This is a genomic window from Pseudomonas sp. QTF5, from assembly GCF_000512695.2.
Taxonomy (GTDB): domain Bacteria; phylum Pseudomonadota; class Gammaproteobacteria; order Pseudomonadales; family Pseudomonadaceae; genus Aquipseudomonas.
The window spans coordinates 168,618-187,643 of record NZ_AZRW02000008.1 but is presented as its reverse complement, the minus strand read 5'-3'; the positions used below and the strand labels follow the sequence as shown (position 1 = coordinate 187,643).

At 57.1% G+C, this 19,026-nt stretch carries 9 protein-coding genes and 2 pseudogenes; 8 read left to right on the top strand and 3 right to left on the bottom strand.

Annotation, left to right across the window (positions count from 1 at the left end; translation table 11 throughout):
* Nucleotides 1-598: 598 nt before the first annotated feature.
* The 8 genes and pseudogenes from IC37_RS09370 to IC37_RS09330 all read left to right on the top strand — a co-directional run.
* Entirely contained in the window at nt 599-2,305 is a 1,707-nt protein-coding gene (locus IC37_RS09370; protein ID WP_030132573.1) for a ShlB/FhaC/HecB family hemolysin secretion/activation protein, read from the top strand.
* Between the two features lie 39 nt (nt 2,306-2,344).
* Nucleotides 2,345-9,961, top strand: coding sequence for a DUF637 domain-containing protein (locus tag IC37_RS09365; RefSeq protein ID WP_256580700.1), 7,617 nt, complete (start codon nt 2,345-2,347; stop codon nt 9,959-9,961).
* Between the two features lie 3 nt (nt 9,962-9,964).
* Entirely contained in the window at nt 9,965-10,294 is a 330-nt protein-coding gene (gene imm40 / locus IC37_RS09360; RefSeq protein WP_030132571.1) for an Imm40 family immunity protein, read from the top strand.
* A gap of 28 nt (nt 10,295-10,322) precedes the next feature.
* On the top strand, nt 10,323-10,799 hold the full coding sequence (locus IC37_RS30440) for a hypothetical protein (protein WP_256580699.1): 477 nt from the start codon (nt 10,323-10,325) through the stop codon (nt 10,797-10,799).
* Nucleotides 10,800-10,808: 9 nt separating this feature from the next.
* Nucleotides 10,809-11,441: a hypothetical protein gene (locus IC37_RS09345; protein WP_030132570.1), complete on the top strand. Its 633-nt coding sequence runs from the start codon at nt 10,809-10,811 to the stop codon at nt 11,439-11,441.
* Nucleotides 11,442-11,733: 292 nt separating this feature from the next.
* Nucleotides 11,734-11,940: pseudogene (locus IC37_RS30920) on the top strand (hypothetical protein); the annotation flags it as partial.
* A 269-nt stretch (nt 11,941-12,209) separates the two neighbouring features.
* Nucleotides 12,210-12,797, top strand: a complete 588-nt coding sequence (locus tag IC37_RS09335) for a hypothetical protein (protein WP_030132568.1) — start codon at nt 12,210-12,212, stop codon at nt 12,795-12,797.
* A gap of 404 nt (nt 12,798-13,201) precedes the next feature.
* Nucleotides 13,202-13,953 (top strand): annotated as a pseudogene (locus IC37_RS09330) (DUF637 domain-containing protein); the annotation flags it as partial.
* Nucleotides 13,954-14,359: 406 nt separating this feature from the next.
* Here the strand turns inward: IC37_RS09330 and gyrB are convergent.
* The 3 genes from gyrB to dnaN are packed head-to-tail and all read right to left on the bottom strand — an operon-like array spanning nt 14,360 to nt 19,010.
* Nucleotides 14,360-16,777, bottom strand: a complete 2,418-nt coding sequence (gene gyrB, locus IC37_RS09325; protein WP_030132565.1) for a DNA topoisomerase (ATP-hydrolyzing) subunit B — start codon at nt 16,775-16,777, stop codon at nt 14,360-14,362.
* Nucleotides 16,778-16,782: 5 nt separating this feature from the next.
* The gene (gene recF, locus IC37_RS09320; RefSeq protein ID WP_030132564.1) at nt 16,783-17,886 is read right to left on the bottom strand and encodes a DNA replication/repair protein RecF; all 1,104 of its coding nucleotides are present in this window, start codon (nt 17,884-17,886) and stop codon (nt 16,783-16,785) included.
* Nucleotides 17,887-17,906: 20 nt separating this feature from the next.
* The gene (dnaN, locus tag IC37_RS09315; RefSeq protein WP_030132563.1) at nt 17,907-19,010 is read right to left on the bottom strand and encodes a DNA polymerase III subunit beta; all 1,104 of its coding nucleotides are present in this window, start codon (nt 19,008-19,010) and stop codon (nt 17,907-17,909) included.
* Between the last annotated feature and the right edge of the window lie 16 nt (nt 19,011-19,026).

The window sequence follows — 19,026 nt, the reverse complement described above, 5'->3', positions numbered from 1 at the left end:
ACGAATTGCTTGATTCAGTTGTTAAAGAGCGGTTGGTTAAGATCTTTCGTCTCAACCGAGGCGGGCACTTACAGCGCACCCTCAAGTAGCCCCCTTAAAAGCTTATGATTTTATTAATAAAATCAACTACTTAGGCCAAGATCAGCTTCAAACTGCTCGTTAGCGGGAGGCGAATAATACAGGATTAAAGTACGTGGTCAACCCCATGCCTAAAAATTCTTTTTCCTACGACAAAAGAATATGGCGATCGCTGTCGTGCCTTCGATTGCAGTAGGGGACCACACCGCCGCCTTTCTCTAAATCGCTTTGGAAGCTGCCGTGCTTTTGACTCTGGAGCAGTAGCTCAGCCACCGGGGGCACCCATTTGCCTTGCGCAGTCTTAAAAGTTGTTTTTGTCATGCTTTCCGACGCGTCCTGTGAGACGCGTCTCTTTTTTGAGTGGAAAGTTTCCGTTCTCTTGAACCGAAAGCGATATGCGGGGTCTGGTGTGCGCGTGGTTTTGCGCATCAGCAACGTGAGTGTTTTATAGGGGCAAGCCGGTTTTTGGCTTTTCGTCCGCTCACGAGCTTGCTGTCATTTCCGTATCGAGGGATCGAATATGTTCTCACCCGCCCTGTGGGCGAGGTCGTGCCTGGCTTTGCTGTGCCTTTCTCCGCTAACGCTCGCTTACGCTGCGCCAACCCCCGGTGACACGGACCTGATCCGTGAGCGTCAGGATCGCTTGCTCGAAGAGCAGCGTCGGCATCTGGAAGAACTCAAGGACTTGCCCGGCAAGGAGGCGAAGCCGACCCAGCCGACGGCCCCTGCCGATACCCGTTGCTTCCCGATCAAGACCATCGAACTCAAGGGCGCCGACAGTCTTTCCGCCAATGAACGCGAACGTCTACTCAAGCCCTACATCGGCCAATGCCTGGGCGTGCCACAGCTGAACGAGCTGCTCAAAGTCATCACCGACCATTATCTCGACAAAGGCCTGGTCACCAGTCGCGCCTATTTGCCACAACAGGACCTGTCCAGCGGTCACCTGCAAGTGCTGGTCGTCGAGGGCCGCCTGGAAGGCCTGAAAAGCACCGAAGGCAGCGGCCTCTCCGAGCAGGAAATGGCGATGAGCTTTCCCGGTAAGCCGGGCGGGTTGCTCAATCTGCGGGAGATCGAGCAGATGGTCGATCAACTGAACCGGTTAGCTTCCAACCGTGCGCAGATGGAGCTGACCCCGGGACAGAACATCGGTGGCAGCCAGGTGCTAGTCAATAACACCCCACAGAAACCCTGGCGTGTCGGCCTGTCGCGGCATAACGATGGGCAGAAGAGCACCGGTGAGCAGCAATGGGGCACCTCCCTGGACTGGGACAGCCCCTTGGGCCTGGCCGATCAACTGGCCTTGCGCGGTGGTCACGATGCCATCAGCGATCATCAGAAAACATCGCGCAATGCCATGCTCTATTACAACCTGCCGTTTGGCTGGTGGAACCTGAGCTACACCTACAGCCAGAGCGAGTACCGCGCACTGGCCCAGGCCCACGGTTTCAATTTCAAGCAAAGCGGCGACAGCCAGAACCACCAGTTGCGCCTGGAGCGGGTGATCCATCGCGATGCCCTGAGCAAGACTTCCCTCAATACCGGTCTGTCTTACCTGCGCACCAACAACTTCATCAACGACAGCAAACTCGCTGAAAGCAGCAATCGCATCAGCGAGGTACAGTTCGGTATCAACCATGGGCGGCGGGTCGGCAATGCCTTCGTCAACCTCGACCTGGGCGTGCAACAAGGTATCGGCGCCCTCGATGCCCAGGGCGATCATGAGCCGGGGCCGGGGCTGCCGGATGCGCGCTATCGCAAATACACCGCCACCCTCAGCTACCTGCATCCGTTTCAGGTCTGGGGCGAGTCCTTCAGCTTCAGCAGCCTGATGACCGGCCAGCGCAGCGAAGATGCGCTGTTCAGCTCGCAGCGCATGAGCCTGGGCGGACTGTCGTCGGTTCGCGGCTACAAGGATCAGACCCTGTCCGGCGACAGCGGTGCTTATTGGCGCAACGACCTGCGCTGGAGCCGCCCGGTGACGCTGGCATGGCTGCGCCCGGTGTTCGCCGAGTACGGCACCAGCCTCGGTTATGACCAGGGCGTGATTCGTGGCAATCGCTACAACGGCGATCAGCACGGGCGCATGTCGAGCAACTCGCTGGAGTTGTTCGCCCGTGGTGAGCACTTGAACGCCAGCGTCACCTTCGCCCACTCCCTGGAACGCCCGGATGCCCTGACCGAGCGCGAAGCGCCGATCTATTTCCGTGTGGATGTCTTTTTTTAAATTCCGTCCCTCTAAATGCTGCTGCAACGAGACTTGATCATGGACGACCGCCAATACGCTTTTCCGGCCCGCCAACCTTCTGTTGTTCTGAAAAAAAGCGACGCTTTCTGGGGCATGCCCAAGCGCGGTCTGGCGTTCCTGTTGGCCAACGTCATGTTCTGGCAGCCGATGTGGGTCCAGGCGGACAGCATCGTAGTCAGCGCGCCGGGCACCAGCCTCGGCCAGGCCGGCAACGGCGTGCCCATCGTCAACATCGCCAAGCCCAACGGCAGTGGCCTGTCTCACAACCAGTTCAAGGACTACAACGTCGGCAGCAACGGCGTGATCCTCAACAACGCCACCAACGCCGCCCAGGCCACGCAACTGGGCGGGATCATCCTCGGCAACCCGAACCTCAACGGCACGGCCGCCACGACCATCCTCAACGAAGTCAACGGCGGCAACCCGAGCCAGTTGCGCGGCTATACCGAAGTGGCGGGGCGATCGGCCCACGTCATCGTCGCCAACCCTTATGGCATCACGTGTAATGGCTGCGGGTTTATCAATACCCCAAAGGCGACCCTGACGACGGGTAAGCCGATCATCGATAACGGCCAGCTGAACCGCTACCAAGTGGACCAGGGCAGTGTCGCCATTGAAGGCGCAGGCCTTAACGCCAGCAACGTCGACCGCTTCGAAATCATCACCCGCAGCGCCAAGATCAACGCCGAGATCCAGGCGAAGAATCTGACCATCGTCGCCGGGCGCAACGATGTCGATGCCGGTACCCTCAACGCCACCCCCCGTGCCGATGACGGCAGTGCGAAACCAGAACTGGCCATCGACTCCTCGGCTTTGGGAGGCATGTACGCAGGCGCGATCAAGCTGGTGGGCACCGAGGCCGGGGTCGGGGTCAAGCTCGATGGCAAGATGATCGCCAGTGGCGGCGATATCCAGCTCGATGCCAACGGCCACTTGAGCCTGACCGAGACGGCCGCCGCCGGTGCCGTCGACATCCAGGCCAAAAGCCTGGAAACCCGCGGCCAGGTGTACGCCGGCAGTCGACTGGAGGTGAAGACCCAGGGCGACCTGACCAGCCAGAACAACCTGGTGGCGCGTGACAGCATTCACCTGGACAGCGGCGGCACCCTCAGCAACAACGGCATCATCGAAGCCGGGGTCAACGCCGATAACAGCCGCAATGCCACGGCCGACATAACCCTCACCGCAAAGCAGTTGAACAATAGCGGCAAAACGATCGTTGCCAGCCGCGACCTGACGGTCACGACCAGCACCGCGCTGAACAACCAGGGCGGTACGCTCAGTGGGCAGCGCAAAACCACCGTCACGGCCGACGTTGTGGATAACCGCGCCAAAGGCCGAATCCTCGGCAACACCGAACTCCACCTGAAGGCCAATCAGGTGCTGAACGCCCAGGGCGGCCTGATCAATAGCCAAGGCATCCTGACCGCCAACCTGGGCCATCTGGAAAACAATGCAGGCGAATTCTCCAGCCTGGACAGCGCGACCCTGATCCTCGGCAGCCTGGACAACCTGACCGGCCTGGTCATGGCCGGCAAAAACCTCGACATCACCAACACCGGCGCGATCGACAACCAGGGCGGTGAGCTGTCCAGCCAAGGCATCGTGACCGTGCGCACCGGCAGCCTGGACAACCGCAATAAAGGCACGGTCGCCGCGAATGGCACGCTACTGGTCAAGGCGACAGACAAGGTAAACAACGCCGACAAAGGCCTGATCGCCAGCCGCGATGCCGGGGTCGAGCTCCATGCCGCCAGTCTGGACAACGCCAAAGGCACGCTGCAAGGCAAGGCCCTGGTGACCGTGGATGTAGCGGGCGACATCGATAACCAGGGCGGCAGCCTCATCGCCCAGGACGCCAACCTGAGTGTCTTCGCGAGCAATCTGGACAACCGTGGCGGCGTGCTGTCCAGCGTCCAGGCCGCGCTGGAGGCGCGCGTCACCGGCGTGCTGAAAAATGGCTACGCCCTCAATCGCCAGGGCGGCACGATCCAGGCCCACGGACTGAAAATCGAAGCCTTGGCTGGGCTGTTCAACGACGGCGGGCGCATCGCGGCGCAAGCGGGGGATGCTGTTCTCAGTGGCAAAGCCAGCATCGACAACAGCAACGGCGGCCTGTATGCCAGCGGCAAGGTCAAGGTCGACGCACAGAACCTGGACAATAGCAGCGGCCAGATCAGCGCCGGGCAGATCAGTCTCGACCTCAAGGATGCGTTGAACAACACCCTGGGCATTATCGAAGGCGACGATAGCCTGGAAATTCTCGCTGCCAGCCTCGTCAATCAGAATGGGCAACTGCGCACCCTGGGTAAGAACAGCACCACCGTCTTCACCATCGGTGGTCTGTTCGACAACCGCAACGGCACTCTGGAAACCGTCAGCAGCGATGTCGGTTTTACCCTCGGCAGCCTGAAAAACCAGAGCGGCAAGCTGCTGCACAGCGGTGCTGGCGTATTCGGCCTGAACCTCACGCAACTGGGCGACGCCGGTGGTCGCCTGGTGACCTCCGGCTCCCTCACCCTCAACGCCGACACCTGGACCAACAGCACGTCGATCCAGGCCGGACACCTGACCGTCAACGTCAACCACCTGACCCAGACCGCCACGGGCCAATTGCTCAGCGTCAACAGTTTCAAAGGCGAGGGGATCAACTGGCGCAATGACGGCCTGATCGGCAGTGATGGTCTGATTGATGTTCAGCTCAGCGGCCAATACGCGGGTAACGGCCGTCTGAGCAGCATTGGCACGTTGGGTCTCAAGGCTGCACTGATCGATCTGGAAAAAGACGCCAGCATCGCCGGTGGCGCCGCCACCACGCTGCACGTCGATGGTGTGCTCAACAACTACGGTCGCCTGACGTCGGCGGCGGGTATGAGCGTTACCGCAGCGGGCATCGATAACCGCGGCACCCTGGGCAGTGCCGATAACCTGGTCATTCGCACCAGTGCACTGCGCAACGAGAAAGGCCTGATCTTCAGCGGTGGGGATATGGGCTTGCAGGTCGACAGCCTGACCAACCTCGATGCCGACATCTACAGCCTGGGCAACCTGCGTATCGACCGCGATGGCCTGGGCGGCTTCGCCTCCAGCATCGTCAACAGCTCAGCTTCGCTACAAAGCGACGGCAACATGAGCCTGGCGGCCAGCACGATCCAGAACGTGCGCACCGTGCTGACCACCCACGACGCCGGCATCTACACCGCGTCGATCAGGGAAGTGGCCTGCATCGAAGGGGTCAATGCCGGCGATTGCAGCGGTGGCAAGGAAAACCACGTCTGGCAGATCATCCAGCGCGACAAGTTCGAAGTCACCGCGGCCAGTGCGGCCTCCAGCATCACCACTGGCGGTAACCTGGATATCCAGGGCCACACCCTGACCAACCGGAGCAGCAGCATCGGTGTCGGCGGCGCATTGACCGCCAATCTGGCCAGCCTGAATAACATAGGCCTGGAGCCCGGCGAGATTGAAACCTCGCGCACTTTCAGGTCCGAGCGCACGCGCAACCCGGGTAGCTGGCGCGACGCCGCCAATACCTTCACCAACAAATACTGGTTGCAGAGCCCAGGTTACAACGCCAACGACCTGGGAGGCCTCGAAGCGGCGATGAGCCGCTTCATCGGCATGACCGAGCGCGAAATCCCTTCGCTTCGCACTCAAACGGCCTCCACCGATAGCCAGACCTACGCGGCCATTATCCAGGCTGGCGGCGCGGTCGATATCCGCACCCAGGGTAACGCCGACAACCGCGTCGTGCGTGGCGGCTACAACTACGTCGGAGCCGGGCCGCGTACCGACACCCAGTCCGACAATGCCTTCTCGACCCGCATCAGCGTCAATCGGCAGCTAGCCCCGAACCTGACCCAGCAGCAGGTCGATCCGCTGGCCTTGCCAGGTTTTGACTTGCCCACCGGGCAAAACGGCCTGTTCCGCATGAGCGGCGACGGCTCGACCACGCCGACCCAGGGCGCCGGCCTGCTGCAGGTGCGCGGGCTGCCTGACAGTTCGATCAGGTCCAGTCCGCACAAGTACTTGATCGAGACCAATCCGGCGCTGACCGACATGCGCCGGTTCATGAGCTCGGATTACCTGCTGACAAACCTGGGCTACGATCCGGACCTCGCCGCCAAGCGCCTGGGGGACGGCTTCTACGAACAGCGGCTGATCCAACAGGCCGTGATCGCCCGCACCGGCCAACGCTTCCTCGACGGCCAGACCTCCGACGACGGCATGTTCAAGTACCTGATGAACAACGCCATCGCCAGCAAAGACGCCCTCCACCTGTCCCTGGGCGTCAGTCTGACCGCCGAACAGGTTGCGGCCCTGACCCACGACATCGTCTGGATGGAAACCCGGACCGTGAACAACCAACAGGTGTTGGTGCCGGTGCTGTACCTGGCCAACGCCAATCACCGGCTGGCGGCCAATGGCGCGCTGATCCAGGGCGCCGATGTCAGCCTGATCGCCGGCAAAAATCTGAGCAACGCCGGCACCCTGCGCGCCTCCAGCAACCTGAGGGCCACGGCTGGCGACAGCCTGGTCAACAGCGGCTTGCTGGAAGCGGGTAATCGGCTTGAGGCGCTGGCGAGCAATAACCTCACTAACAGGGCCGGCGGCATTATTGCTGGGCGGGATGTCAGTGTTGTTGCCCTTACCGGCGACGTGACCAACGAACGTACCGTTACCACCCACGAAAGCAGCAGCGGCTACCGGACCGAACGCACCGACTTCATCGACAGCGCGGCCCGCATCGAAGCTGGCAATAACCTGACCATCAGCGCCGGGCGTGACATCAACAATGTCGGCGGTGCGCTGAAAAGCGGCGCTGACACCACCCTCAATGCCTCGCGCGATGTCAATCTCGTCGCCGCCGAACGCATCACCAGTGGCACTCGCGGCCGGCATCGTGACCAAGATATCAAGCAATACGGCTCCAGCCTCGACAGCGGCCGCGACCTGACCGCCAACGCTGGCCGCAACCTCTCCGTCGTCGCCAGCCAGATCGATGCCAAGCGCGACGTCGCCATGGCCGCCAAAGAAAACTTGACCCTAGCCTCGGCTGCGGATGAGCAGCATTCCTACGGCAAGAGCAAGAAGGTCACCAGCCAAGAGGATCATGTCAGTCAGGTGGCTTCGACGGTCAAGGCGGGGCGCAACGTTGCCCTGAGCGCGGGGCAGGATCTGGCGCTGATCTCCAGCAAGATCAACGCTGCAAATGAGGCCTATTTCGTGGCGGGTGGCAAGCTTGAGCTGCTGGCTGCGCAAGACAGCGACTATTCGCTGTACGACATGAAGAAGAAAGGTGGTTGGGGGAGTAAGAAGACACAGCGGGATGAAGTGACCAAGGTTACGCATGTGGGCAGCCAGATCACCACGGGTGGTGATTTAGTACTGCTCAGCGGGAGTGACCAGCGTTATCAGGCGGCCAAGCTGAATAGTGGTGATGAGCTGACGTTACAGAGCGGCGGCTCGATTACCTTCGAGGGCGTTAAGGATCTGAGTCAGGAAAGCCATACAAAGAGCGATTCCAGTCTGGCTTGGAACTCGATGAAGGGTAAAGGCCACACCGACGAAACCTTGATTCAAAGCCAATTGCAGGCTCAGGGGAACTTGGCCATCAAAGCTGCCGATGGCTTGAATATCGATATCAAACACATCAACCAAAAAACCGTCAGCCAGACCATCGATATCATGGTCAAGGCTGATCCCAAGTTGGCGTGGCTCAAAGAGGCCGAGCAGCGAGGGGATGTGGATTGGCGGTTGATCAAGGAAACTCACGAGTCGTTTAAATACAGCCACTCGAGCCTGGGGCAGGGCGCGATGTTGGCGATCATCATCATCGTTACCGTGCTGACGGCTGGTACTGGAACCGCAGCTACAGTTGGCGTTAGTGCCGGCACCGCAGCTTCTGGGGCGGCAGCGGCGGCAGGTGCGTCAGCTGCCACGGCTGCGACTGTAGGCGCTGCTGCATCGGCCGCCGCAACGGCGAGTTTTTCCGCGGCAGTCGCGCAAACGGCAGTCAGCACGATCAACAACAAGGGTGATCTGGGGGCGACCTTCAAGGACGTCTTTTCATCAGAAAGCCTGAAAGGCTATGTGATCGCCGGGATCACGGCTGGTTTTACCAAGGGCGTTATCGATCCCGCGCTCGGCGGTAATACGGTGCCGTTTAATAACCTCACAAGGGGGTTTGATTTAAATACTCTTCAAGGAGTGGGTGGTTTTGCGCTGCATGCCGGGGCTCAGGGTGTTGCGGGAGGAGTCATCAAAACCGCCATCAATGGAGGAAGCTTCGGCCGGAACCTCACAGATGGGCTGGTCTATCAGGCGGGTACCGTCGCAGCAGCCACAACATTCAATTTTGTCGGTGGTTATGCGCAAGACCATTGGCAGGCCGCGAAGAATGCGGGCGATACCACTGGCATGGCCATGTGGGCCGAAGGCGGCGTCGCTCGTACTGCCATGCACGCGTTGGCGGGGGGAGCGGTTTCCAGTGCTACCGGTGGTGACTTCAAGACCGGAGCCATTGCGGCGGGTGCCAGCCAAGCCATGGCTGGAGAACTTAATTCCATTTTCGATACACAGCCTGAGCTACGACAAGCGGTTTCTCAAGTTGTCGGTTTGACGGCAGCCGGTCTTGCTGGCGGTGATGTCGAGAAAGCCTCTTGGGTCGCATTGATGGCTGACGAATACAATCGCCAGCTTCACCAGAAAGAGACAGTTGCACTTGAGAAACTACAAAAGGAAACGCCTGAAAAAGCTTATGAACTGAAAGCGGCTGCATGTGCTTTGGTTCATTGCTCCGCCTCGGTACCTGTGGATGATCCAAACTACCAAGTTGTTAAAGCGCTTGAAGCGGACGGAAAGGGGTTCACAGGTGCACAAAGTGCGCTGATCGCTACCGGGGCCTATGACGAATATTCGAAGTGGGACCAAGCCAACGATGATTTGCTCCTTAACGATAAGGAACTCAGACAGTCATCCCAGGCGAGCCGCGCGGTACTCGGCGCGATAGGGGCTGCGGCAGGATTTGGCGGCGCGATACTCTCCACGCCAGCTTGTGTCACTGGAGCCGGTTGCGCTATACCTGCGTTCTCCGGTTTGGGCGGCGCGGCGTCGTTTGTTGATGGATGGCAGGCCACCGGGCAGTTGTTTGCTCCTTACGACTACACGCAAGGAAGCAGGGTACTCGCGTCCTTCAACAGCGCAACCTATCCGGGTGATGTAAATCCGCTCCGCGACTATGGAACCGAGGCCGCAAAGGCAGCGATGGAAATCGCGTTGCTCAAGGGGACGGGGAAGTATCTGGATGGGAATGGGGCGTCGGTACTGGTTTCGGGGGTTAAAGGGGGTGCAAAAGGCGGAAGTGCGGTAGCGGATGATTTCTTTGCAGGTACGAAATACACAGATAAAGTGTTAGGTCAGATCAAGACTGGCGATCTTCATGGATTCCCGGAAAGTGTCACTACGTTCCAAGGGGCCGGACAGGTGACGAAGATCACAGGGGGAGATGGTGTGGTAAGAGATATGCTGAAAATTCCAGGTGAGTATCGTGGGAAACAAGGCGTTTTCGAGTTCATAAAAGAGTCGGATGGATCAATCAATCATCGACTATTCAAACCGACCTCGGCGGAGTGATCTATGAGTATTATATGGTCGGAGCAAATTGATTCTATTCTGAGTAGAGGTATATCCCTAGATCATTTGGGGGTGCGGAACTGGGCCCTAAGTCGTGATGACGCTTTACATGCTATTTATGAGCTCGAGGCTTTCGGAGTCGCGATTCTTGGAGGAGATGTATATCAATTGGTTGGCGAGAAAGCTGAGCAGACGTACGACAGTTGGTACTGCGACCAAGGCCCCGATGAGTCTGATACTGTTTTTTTTAAGCGCAGTTCAGATAAGGCAAAGAGTTATATTTTTAGCTACTTAATACCGGAGGGGCTTTTTGCGCTAGTGCCTAAAATTTGATGGTGCAAAAGGGCCAGGTCAGATCGTTGTGCGCAGCGATAACGAATTCAGCGCAACGGTCAACGGAAACGGCAAACCCAAAGCGTATATCAATGAAAACGGCGATTTGGTTCCACCCAACATCAATGGGACTGGCAGCGTCCAAACGCACGTGCGTGGTGGCAATTCTGAGAATTCGCCCTATATATCTGTTACTGATCCAATTGCAACGTCGAACCCGAAAAACTATGGTACTGATAAAATTGAGATCGACGTTAAGCGCTTGCAGCAGGACATTGATTCCGGCGCACTGCCAGATACCAAATTTTTGACGAATCAACAGGTGACAGCGGAATTGCAATCGAAAGTGGACGCAGCCCGTGCAAGGTATACAAGAAACCCATCTGAGAATAACAGCGATTCGTTGATTAACGCGGAGAGAGATCTGGGGAACGCTAAGCGCGATGGTGAATGTTTGATTATGGGCTGTGTGCCGGCCGACTATATTAAAAGAGTAAAAAAATAGGTATTTTTTATGGAGCCGAAAACATACGAACTGTTAAATAGCATTCCAGAGCATGCAGATTATGCCGTGACGGCAGGAGATTTGGATCCAGAGGATATCCCACAGGAAAGAATTGACGCTGTGCTGGATTTGCTCCGTCATGCGAGTAACAATGAGGAGCAATTCTTGGCTGCGAAACTACTGACCAGTTGGGGCGTCTATGAAGGCTTGATCGCTTTGGAAGGGAGTATGGAAAAACCCGAAGGCATCGAAGGAACCTATTCCCATCGACTATATGGGTACGACGACACTTATCGTCAAATACTCTTGGCTGTTACTCGGTATTTTTCCAATGTGGCTGATCGTGGGGAAGTCGAGGCGGCTAGAGTCCAGATCTATTCTCCGCTATCGAAGATTATTACTTTGGCGAGTAGTAAGCCGTTCGAAATAGCCAAGATTTTTGATTTCGTGAAGAGGAAGAACTACTCAGAGTATGTGCCTCTTGTTGAAGAGCATCTTGTCGCCATAATTGATCATCCCGAAGTGCATGGCTGGAAAATTTATGATGCTATTGATTTTTTGATGAGTTTTAATCCCGATTTCATTGCGTCTTTATTGAAAGAGAAAAACAAGTCAATTGATGATTTTAGGCCTGTGACATAAGGGCGATAGCCTCGGTGCAAAAGCAACCGTACCTTCGAAAACGGCGGTTCAAGAGCTTGAGGTCGATTCCTATAAAAATCTTAAAGCAAGAGAAGTTGTTGGAGATGGTCTAGAGCACGATCATATCCCTTCATTCACTGCGTTGCGCACAGCAAAGGAGGCGGAGTTGGGCCGTCCCCTTACTGAGTTGGAAACTCTGTTGCCGCCGAGAGGGCTTGTTGTGTCATACCGAGCTTTTTACGTAGCTCGACTATGCGTTGGGAAAAGCTCATGGCCGTTAACCAGTGGTGGGGATATCTACAGCCTGGGCAATCTGAGTATCGATCGCGATGGGCTCGGCACCTGCGCCCGCAGCATCCTCAACAGCTCCGGCTCGCTGCAAAGCGACGGCCATATGCGCCTGGCGGCCAGCACCATCGACAACGTCCGTCAGATATTGACCACCCACGACGCCGGCATCTACACCGCCTCGATCAGGGAAGTGGCCTGTATCGAAGGGACGATCTGCCAGACGTGGTTTTCCTTGCCACCGCTGCAATCACCGGCATTGACACAGCTGTTTGTCCGTAGCATGAGAGCTACTGAATAATAGGTTTCGTTTGTGGGGAAGTGGAGGGGGGGAGGAGTATTTTGAAATGTAGAAGGGACTAGTTTGTCTTTTGCCAGGTTCATAAATAAATCTGTCCCTTTGTCCCGTTTTTAGCATTCTGCTGTCGTCGAAAGTATTTCGGTGGTCTGCGGCCATTCAAATTTTGCAGGGAAGTAATCATGAAAAAAATCACGTTTTTAGTTCTAGCCATGGCTCTGGCAGGCTGTCACTCAAACGTCAGGGACTCCTCGCCAAGCCTGCTCAAGGATGGCGTCCAGTTGCAGCAAACCAAGGTCGTCGCTGATGCGGAACACGCCAAGATCATCATGAAGTCGACAGGGTTCACTCACCCGGTGCAGTTCTCCGTGCGGCGCAGTTCCGATGCGGACCAGCGTGCCGAGATTTTGGGAACCGTGGTCGATTCCGGTCGTGGCAAGGTATTCGGCTGGATCGCCAAAATGAACGAGGTTTCCAACAGCGCCATCGTTAAACGCTTCCCTCAGTTGGAGGTGCAGGCTGATCCCGGGCAGGCGATTGAAGTGATCGGTGAATCGCGGGTTTACGACTCGAACTATTACCGCTATGCCGAAAAAATTGTTTATGCATGCGGCCCTATGAGTTCCACCTTCAAGCCCGAGAAGCAAAAGGTTTACCTGGTGGAGTTCGTGATCATTGGGGCAGGTTGCGAGCAGCATGTCTACGATGTCACCCAGCCACAGGAGCGTATTCCTGTTGCGAACGTACTGGGGGTTCTGAATCCGATTTAAGAAATTGAAGGTATGGGCAAACCTTTACTCGTACCGCTGATTAGAGTTTTCGCTGGAATGAGAAACGGGCGTCCCCAAAGGTCGCCCGTTTTCATTTATTCAGCAGACTACGCCCGCAATCGTCGCCCAATCACATCCATCACATCCATCGCGGGATCTCAGGGGGACAGACCACGTTTCTCCTGAGAAGGGGACTTCTCGATTGAAACGTGGCCTGTCCCCGGTGTTTCTCCCCCCTAGGCAAGAACAGTAACACGGTGTTCAACATCGGTGGCCCGTTCGATAACAACGACGGCACCCTGGAAACCGCCAGCCAAAATGTGGGCCTGGACACCGGCAGCATCCAGAACGTAGGTGGCAAGCTGTTGCACACCGGTCTGGGATTGTTCGGCATCAGCCAGGCCAACTTGGGGCAGGCCACCACGGGTGGTCATTTGATGTTGCTCAGTGGGAGTGACCAGCGTTATCAGGCGGCCAAACTGAATAGTGGTGATGAGCTGACGTTACAGAGCGGCGGCTCGATTACCTTCGAGGGCGTTAAGGATCTGAGTCAGGAAAGCCATACAAAGAGCGATTCCAGTCTGGCTTGGAACTCGATGAAGGGTAAAGGCCACACCGACGAAACCTTGATTCAAAGCCAATTGCAGGCTCAGGGAACTTGGCCATCAAAGCTGCCGATGGCTTGAATATCGATATCAAACACATCAACCAAAAAACCGTCAGCCAGACCATCGATATCATGGTCAAGGCTGATCCCAAGTTGGCGTGGCTCAAGGAGGCCGAGCAGCGAGGGGATGTGGATTGGCGGTTGATCAAGGAAACTCACGAGTCGTTTAAATACAGCCACTCGAGCCTGGGGCAGGGCGCGATGTTGGCGATCATCATCATCATCATCATCATCATCATCGTTACCGTGCTGACGGCTGGTACTGGAACCGCAGCTACAGTTGGCGCTAGTGCTGGCACCGCAGCTTCTGGGGCGGCAGCGGCGGCAGGTGCGTCAGCTGCCACGGCTGCGACTGTAGGCGCTGCTGCATCGGCTGCCGCAACGGCGAGCTTTTCGGCGGCAGTCGCGCAAACGGCAGTCAGCACGATCAACAACAAGGGTGATCTGGGGGCGACCTTCAAGGACGTCTTTTCATCAGAGAGCCTGAAAGGTTCCACAGGCATGGCCATGTGGGCCGAAGGCGGGTCGCTCATACTGCCATGCACGCGTTGGCGGGGGGAGCGATTTCCAGCGCTACCGGAGGTGACTTCAAGACCGGCGCCATTGCGGCCGGTGCAGCCAAGCCATGGCTGAAGAACTTAATTCCACTTTCGATACACAGCCTGAGCTACGACAAGCGGTTTCTCAGGTTGTCGGTTTGGCGCCTGACAATTCCTTTATAGCGATTCTTGAATATTGAATGTCCGCCCTTACCCAAAACTACAAGCTAAAAATTACTATTTTTATATAAAAAAAGCCAACGCGTTTAAACGTTGGCTTTTTCAGTCAGTTGAGCTGGCAAGCTTGAGTCATTTATTTGTGAAAATTCTCATTTATTCTGAGAACCTACACCGGATCAGAAGTCCAGGTTGGAAACCGCCAAAGCGTTGCTTTCGATGAAGTCACGGCGAGGCTCGACCGCATCACCCATCAAGGTGTTGAAGATCTGGTCTGCGCCAATGGCGTCTTCGATGGTCACTTTGAGCATGCGGCGCGAACCCGGATCCATGGTGGTTTCCCACAGCTGATCCGGGTTCATTTCGCCCAGACCTTTGTAGCGCTGGATGGTATGACGCTTGGTGCTTTCGGCCATCAGCCATTCAAGGGCTTCCTTGAACTCGGTGACGGCTTTCTTGCGTTCACCGCGCTGAATATAAGCGCCTTCGTCCAGCAAGGTGCTCAGCTGAGCGCCCAGGGAGACGACGGTCTTGTAATCGTTGCTGCCGAAGAAGTCGCGGTTGAAGGTGACGTAGTTCGACAGACCGTGGGAGATCAATTCGACCTCTGGCAGCCAGACGTTACGCTCACGATCTTCTCGCAGGCTGGCTTTGTAAACCAGACCGGATTTTTCGACGGTGCGCAGGCGAACTTCGTACTGAGCCAGCCAATCCTGCATCGCTGCATGATCGGACAATTGCTCCATGCTGACGGCTGGCAGGTAGATGAAGTGCTCGGTCAGTTCCTGTGGGTACAGGCGCGACAGACGCTTGAGGGTCTTCATCACCAGACGGAAATCATTCACCAGACGCTCGAGGGCTTCACCGGAGATACCCGGGGCTTCGTCATTCAGGTGCAGGCTCGCATCTTCCAGGGCCGACTGCGTCATGTACTCTTCCATGGCGTCGTCGTCTTTGATGTATTGCTCTTGCTTGCCTTTCTTGACCTTGTACAGCGGCGGCTGAGCGATGTAGATGTAGCCGCGCTCGATCAGCTCCGGCAACTGACGGAAGAAGAAGGTCAGCAGCAGGGTACGGATGTGCGAACCGTCGACGTCAGCATCGGTCATGATGATGATGTTGTGATAACGCAGCTTGTCGATGTTGTACTCGTCGCGGCCAATGCCGCAGCCCAGCGCGGTGATCAAGGTGCCCACTTCTTGCGAAGAGATCATCTTGTCGAAGCGTGCCTTCTCGACGTTCAGGATCTTGCCCTTGAGCGGCAGGATGGCCTGGGTGCGACGGTTGCGTCCCTGCTTGGCGGAGCCGCCAGCAGAGTCACCTTCCACGAGGTACAGTTCGGAGAGGGCAGGGTCTTTTTCCTGGCAGTCAGCCAGTTTGCCCGGCAGGCCGGCGATGTCCAGTGCGCCTTTACGGCGGGTCATCTCACGGGCCTTACGCGCGGCTTCACGCGCACGCGCCGCGTCGATCATCTTACCGACGACCAGCTTGGCTTCGTTCGGGTTCTCCAGCAGGAAGTCAGAGAAGTACTTGCCCATTTCCTGTTCGACCGCGGTCTTCACTTCGGAAGACACCAGCTTGTCTTTGGTCTGGGAGCTGAACTTCGGATCCGGCACTTTTACCGAAATGATCGCCGTCAGGCCTTCACGGGCATCGTCACCGGTGGTGGCAACTTTGTGCTTCTTCGCCAAACCTTCAGCTTCGATGTAGGTGTTCAGGTTACGCGTCAGTGCCGAACGGAAACCCACCAGGTGAGTACCGCCATCGCGCTGGGGAATGTTGTTGGTGAAGCACAACAGGTTCTCATTGAAGCTGTCGTTCCACTGCAAGGCGATTTCAACGCCGATGCCGTCTTCACGCTGGATGTTGAAGTGGAACACCTGGTTGACCGCAGTCTTGTTGGTGTTCAGGTATTCAACGAACGCACGCAGACCACCTTCGTACTTGAACAGCTCTTCCTTGCCGCTACGCTCGTCCTTGAGGACGATGCCGACACCGGAGTTGAGGAAGGACAGTTCGCGAATCCGCTTGGCCAGGATGTCCCAGCTGAAGTGGATGTTCTTGAAGGTTTCAGCTGATGGCTTGAAGTGAATCTGGGTACCGGTTGTCTCGCTCTCGCCGACGATTTTCATCGGTTCTTGCGGAACACCGTGGACGTAAGTCTGTTCCCAGATCTTGCCGCTGCGGCGCACTGTAAGAACAAGCTCTTTGGACAATGCGTTCACCACCGACACACCTACACCGTGCAGACCGCCGGATACTTTGTAGGAGTTGTCGTCGAACTTACCGCCGGCGTGCAGCACGGTCATGATGACCTCGGCCGCCGAGACACCTTCTTCTTTGTGCACGTCTACCGGGATGCCACGACCGTTGTCGCGAACGGTGATGGATTCGTCCGGGTGGATGATGATGCTGATGTCGTCGCAATGTCCGGCCAAAGCTTCGTCGATCGAGTTATCGACCACCTCGAACACCATGTGGTGCAGACCACTGCCATCGTCAGTGTCACCAATGTACATACCGGGACGTTTGCGTACGGCATCCAGGCCTTTCAGCACTTTAATGCTCGTTGAGTCGTACGTATTTTCTTCGCTCAATGCCTTCACTCCCGATGGTCGTGGGTCTGGGTGATACGGCCCTGTTCCACGTGGAACAGAGCGACTGGCGTTTCCGTCTGCCAGCCTTCCCTCAATAATTCGTGATCTACACAGGTGATAAAGACCTGGCAGCGTAAGTCTTCCAGCAAGCGGCAAAGCGCGCGACGGTGGTGCTCATCCAATTCAGACGGCAGGTCATCCACCAGATAAATACACTGGCCGCGACGGGCCTGGCTAACCAGGTGCCCTTGGGCGATCCGCAGTGCGCAAACCACTAACTTCTGCTGACCACGGGACAAGATGTCCGCGGCGTTATGTGCGCCCAATCTAAGACGCAAATCAGCGCGTTGTGGTCCGGCTTGGGTATGACCCATTTGCTGATCCCGCTGAAGGGACCCGGCGAGCACTGCACTCAACTCACGGTCTTTGTCCCAACCTCGGTAATAGCTGAGCGTTAAGCCCTCAAGCTCAACCAACTCGCTCAAGGTCTGTTCAAAGACTGGTTTCAAGGCTTTGATGTAAGCGCGGCGGTATTCATCTATTTCAACGCTGGCCTGGCACAGTTCTCTGTCCCAAACCGCTTGCGAAACGGCGTCAAGTGTACCATGTCGCAGCCAAGAGTTTCTCTGGCGCAAGGCCTTCTGCAAGCGCTGCCACGTGGACATGAATCGGGGTTCCACGTGGAACACACCCCAGTCGAGAAACTGTCGGCGTATCTTCGGCGCACCTTCCAGCAAGCGGAAGCTGTCCGGGTTGATCAGCTGCAGCGGCAGGATCTCTGCCAGTTGCGCTGCGCTTCGAGCATTCTGCCCGTCGATGCGGATCTGGAACTCACCCTGGCGGTCGCGAGATATCCCCAGCGCGCTGTGTCCACCCTCGGCCAATTCGACCTGGCCAAACACCGTGCACGCCAATTGCTCGTATTGAATGACGGGTAACAGACGGCTGCTACGAAACGAACGGGCAAGCCCCAGCAGATGAATGGCTTCCAGAACACTGGTTTTGCCGCTGCCGTTGGCGCCGTAAAGAATGTTTATTCGGGGGGAGGGGGAGAAGGTCACCGGGTGCAGATTGCGCACCGCGGTGACCGAGACGCGACTTAAGGACATCTAGGTTCTGCTGAGCATGATTACAGACGCATCGGCATGACAACGTAGGCCGAGTCGTCGTTGTCGGACTCTTGCACCAGCGCACTGCTGTTTGAGTCGGACAGGATCAAGCGAACCTGCTCAGTGGTCATCACACCCAGTACGTCGAGCAGATAGCTCACGTTGAAGCCGATTTCCAGAGAGCCGCCGTTGTACTCAACACCCACTTCTTCTTCCGCTTCCTCCTGCTCCGGGTTGTTCGCCTGGATCTTCAGCTGACCATTGGCCAGTTGCAGACGGATGCCACGGTACTTCTCGTTGGACAGAATCGCGGTACGGCTGAACGCTTCACGCAACGCCTGGCGATCGCCGAGTACCAGCTTGTCGCCGCCTTTAGGCAGAACACGCTCGTAGTCAGGGAATTTACCGTCGACCAGTTTCGAGGTGAAAGTGAACTCGCCGGTGGTGGCGCGGATGTGGTGCTGGCCCAACACGATGCTGACGTTGCCGTCCGGTTCGGTCAGCAGACGCGCCAGCTCCAGAATACCTTTGCGCGGCACGATCACCTGATGACGATCCGGCTGACCGATATCGGCCTGCATCGAGCACATGGCCAGACGGTGACCATCGGTGGCTACGGCGCGGATGACCCCGGCCGAGACTTCCAGCAGCATGCCATTGAGGTAGTAACGTACGTCCTGCTGCGCCATGGCGAAGCTGGTGCGTTCGATCAAACGACGCAGTTTGCTTTGCTCGAGGCTGCAGGTCAGCGAGCCCGGGCCTTCTTCCACTGTCGGGAAGTCATTGGCCGGCAGGGTCGACAGGGTGAAGCGGCTACGGCCGGCCTTCACCACGAGCTTCTGCTCATCGACCTTGATGTCGATCAGCGCATCGTTCGGCAGGCTCTTGCAGATGTCCATCAGCTTGCGCGCAGGCACAGTGATGGAACCCGGGTCCGCAGGCTCTTCGAGTTGCACACGACCGACCAGCTCGACTTCCAGGTCGGTACCGGTCAGCGACAGTTGCTGGCCTTCGACAACCAGCAGCACGTTGGAAAGCACCGGCAAGGTCTGTCGGCGCTCGACGACGCCTGCGACCAGTTGCAGGGGTTTCAACAGGGCTTCGCGTTGAATGGTGAAATGCATGGTCTAGTCCCTTGCC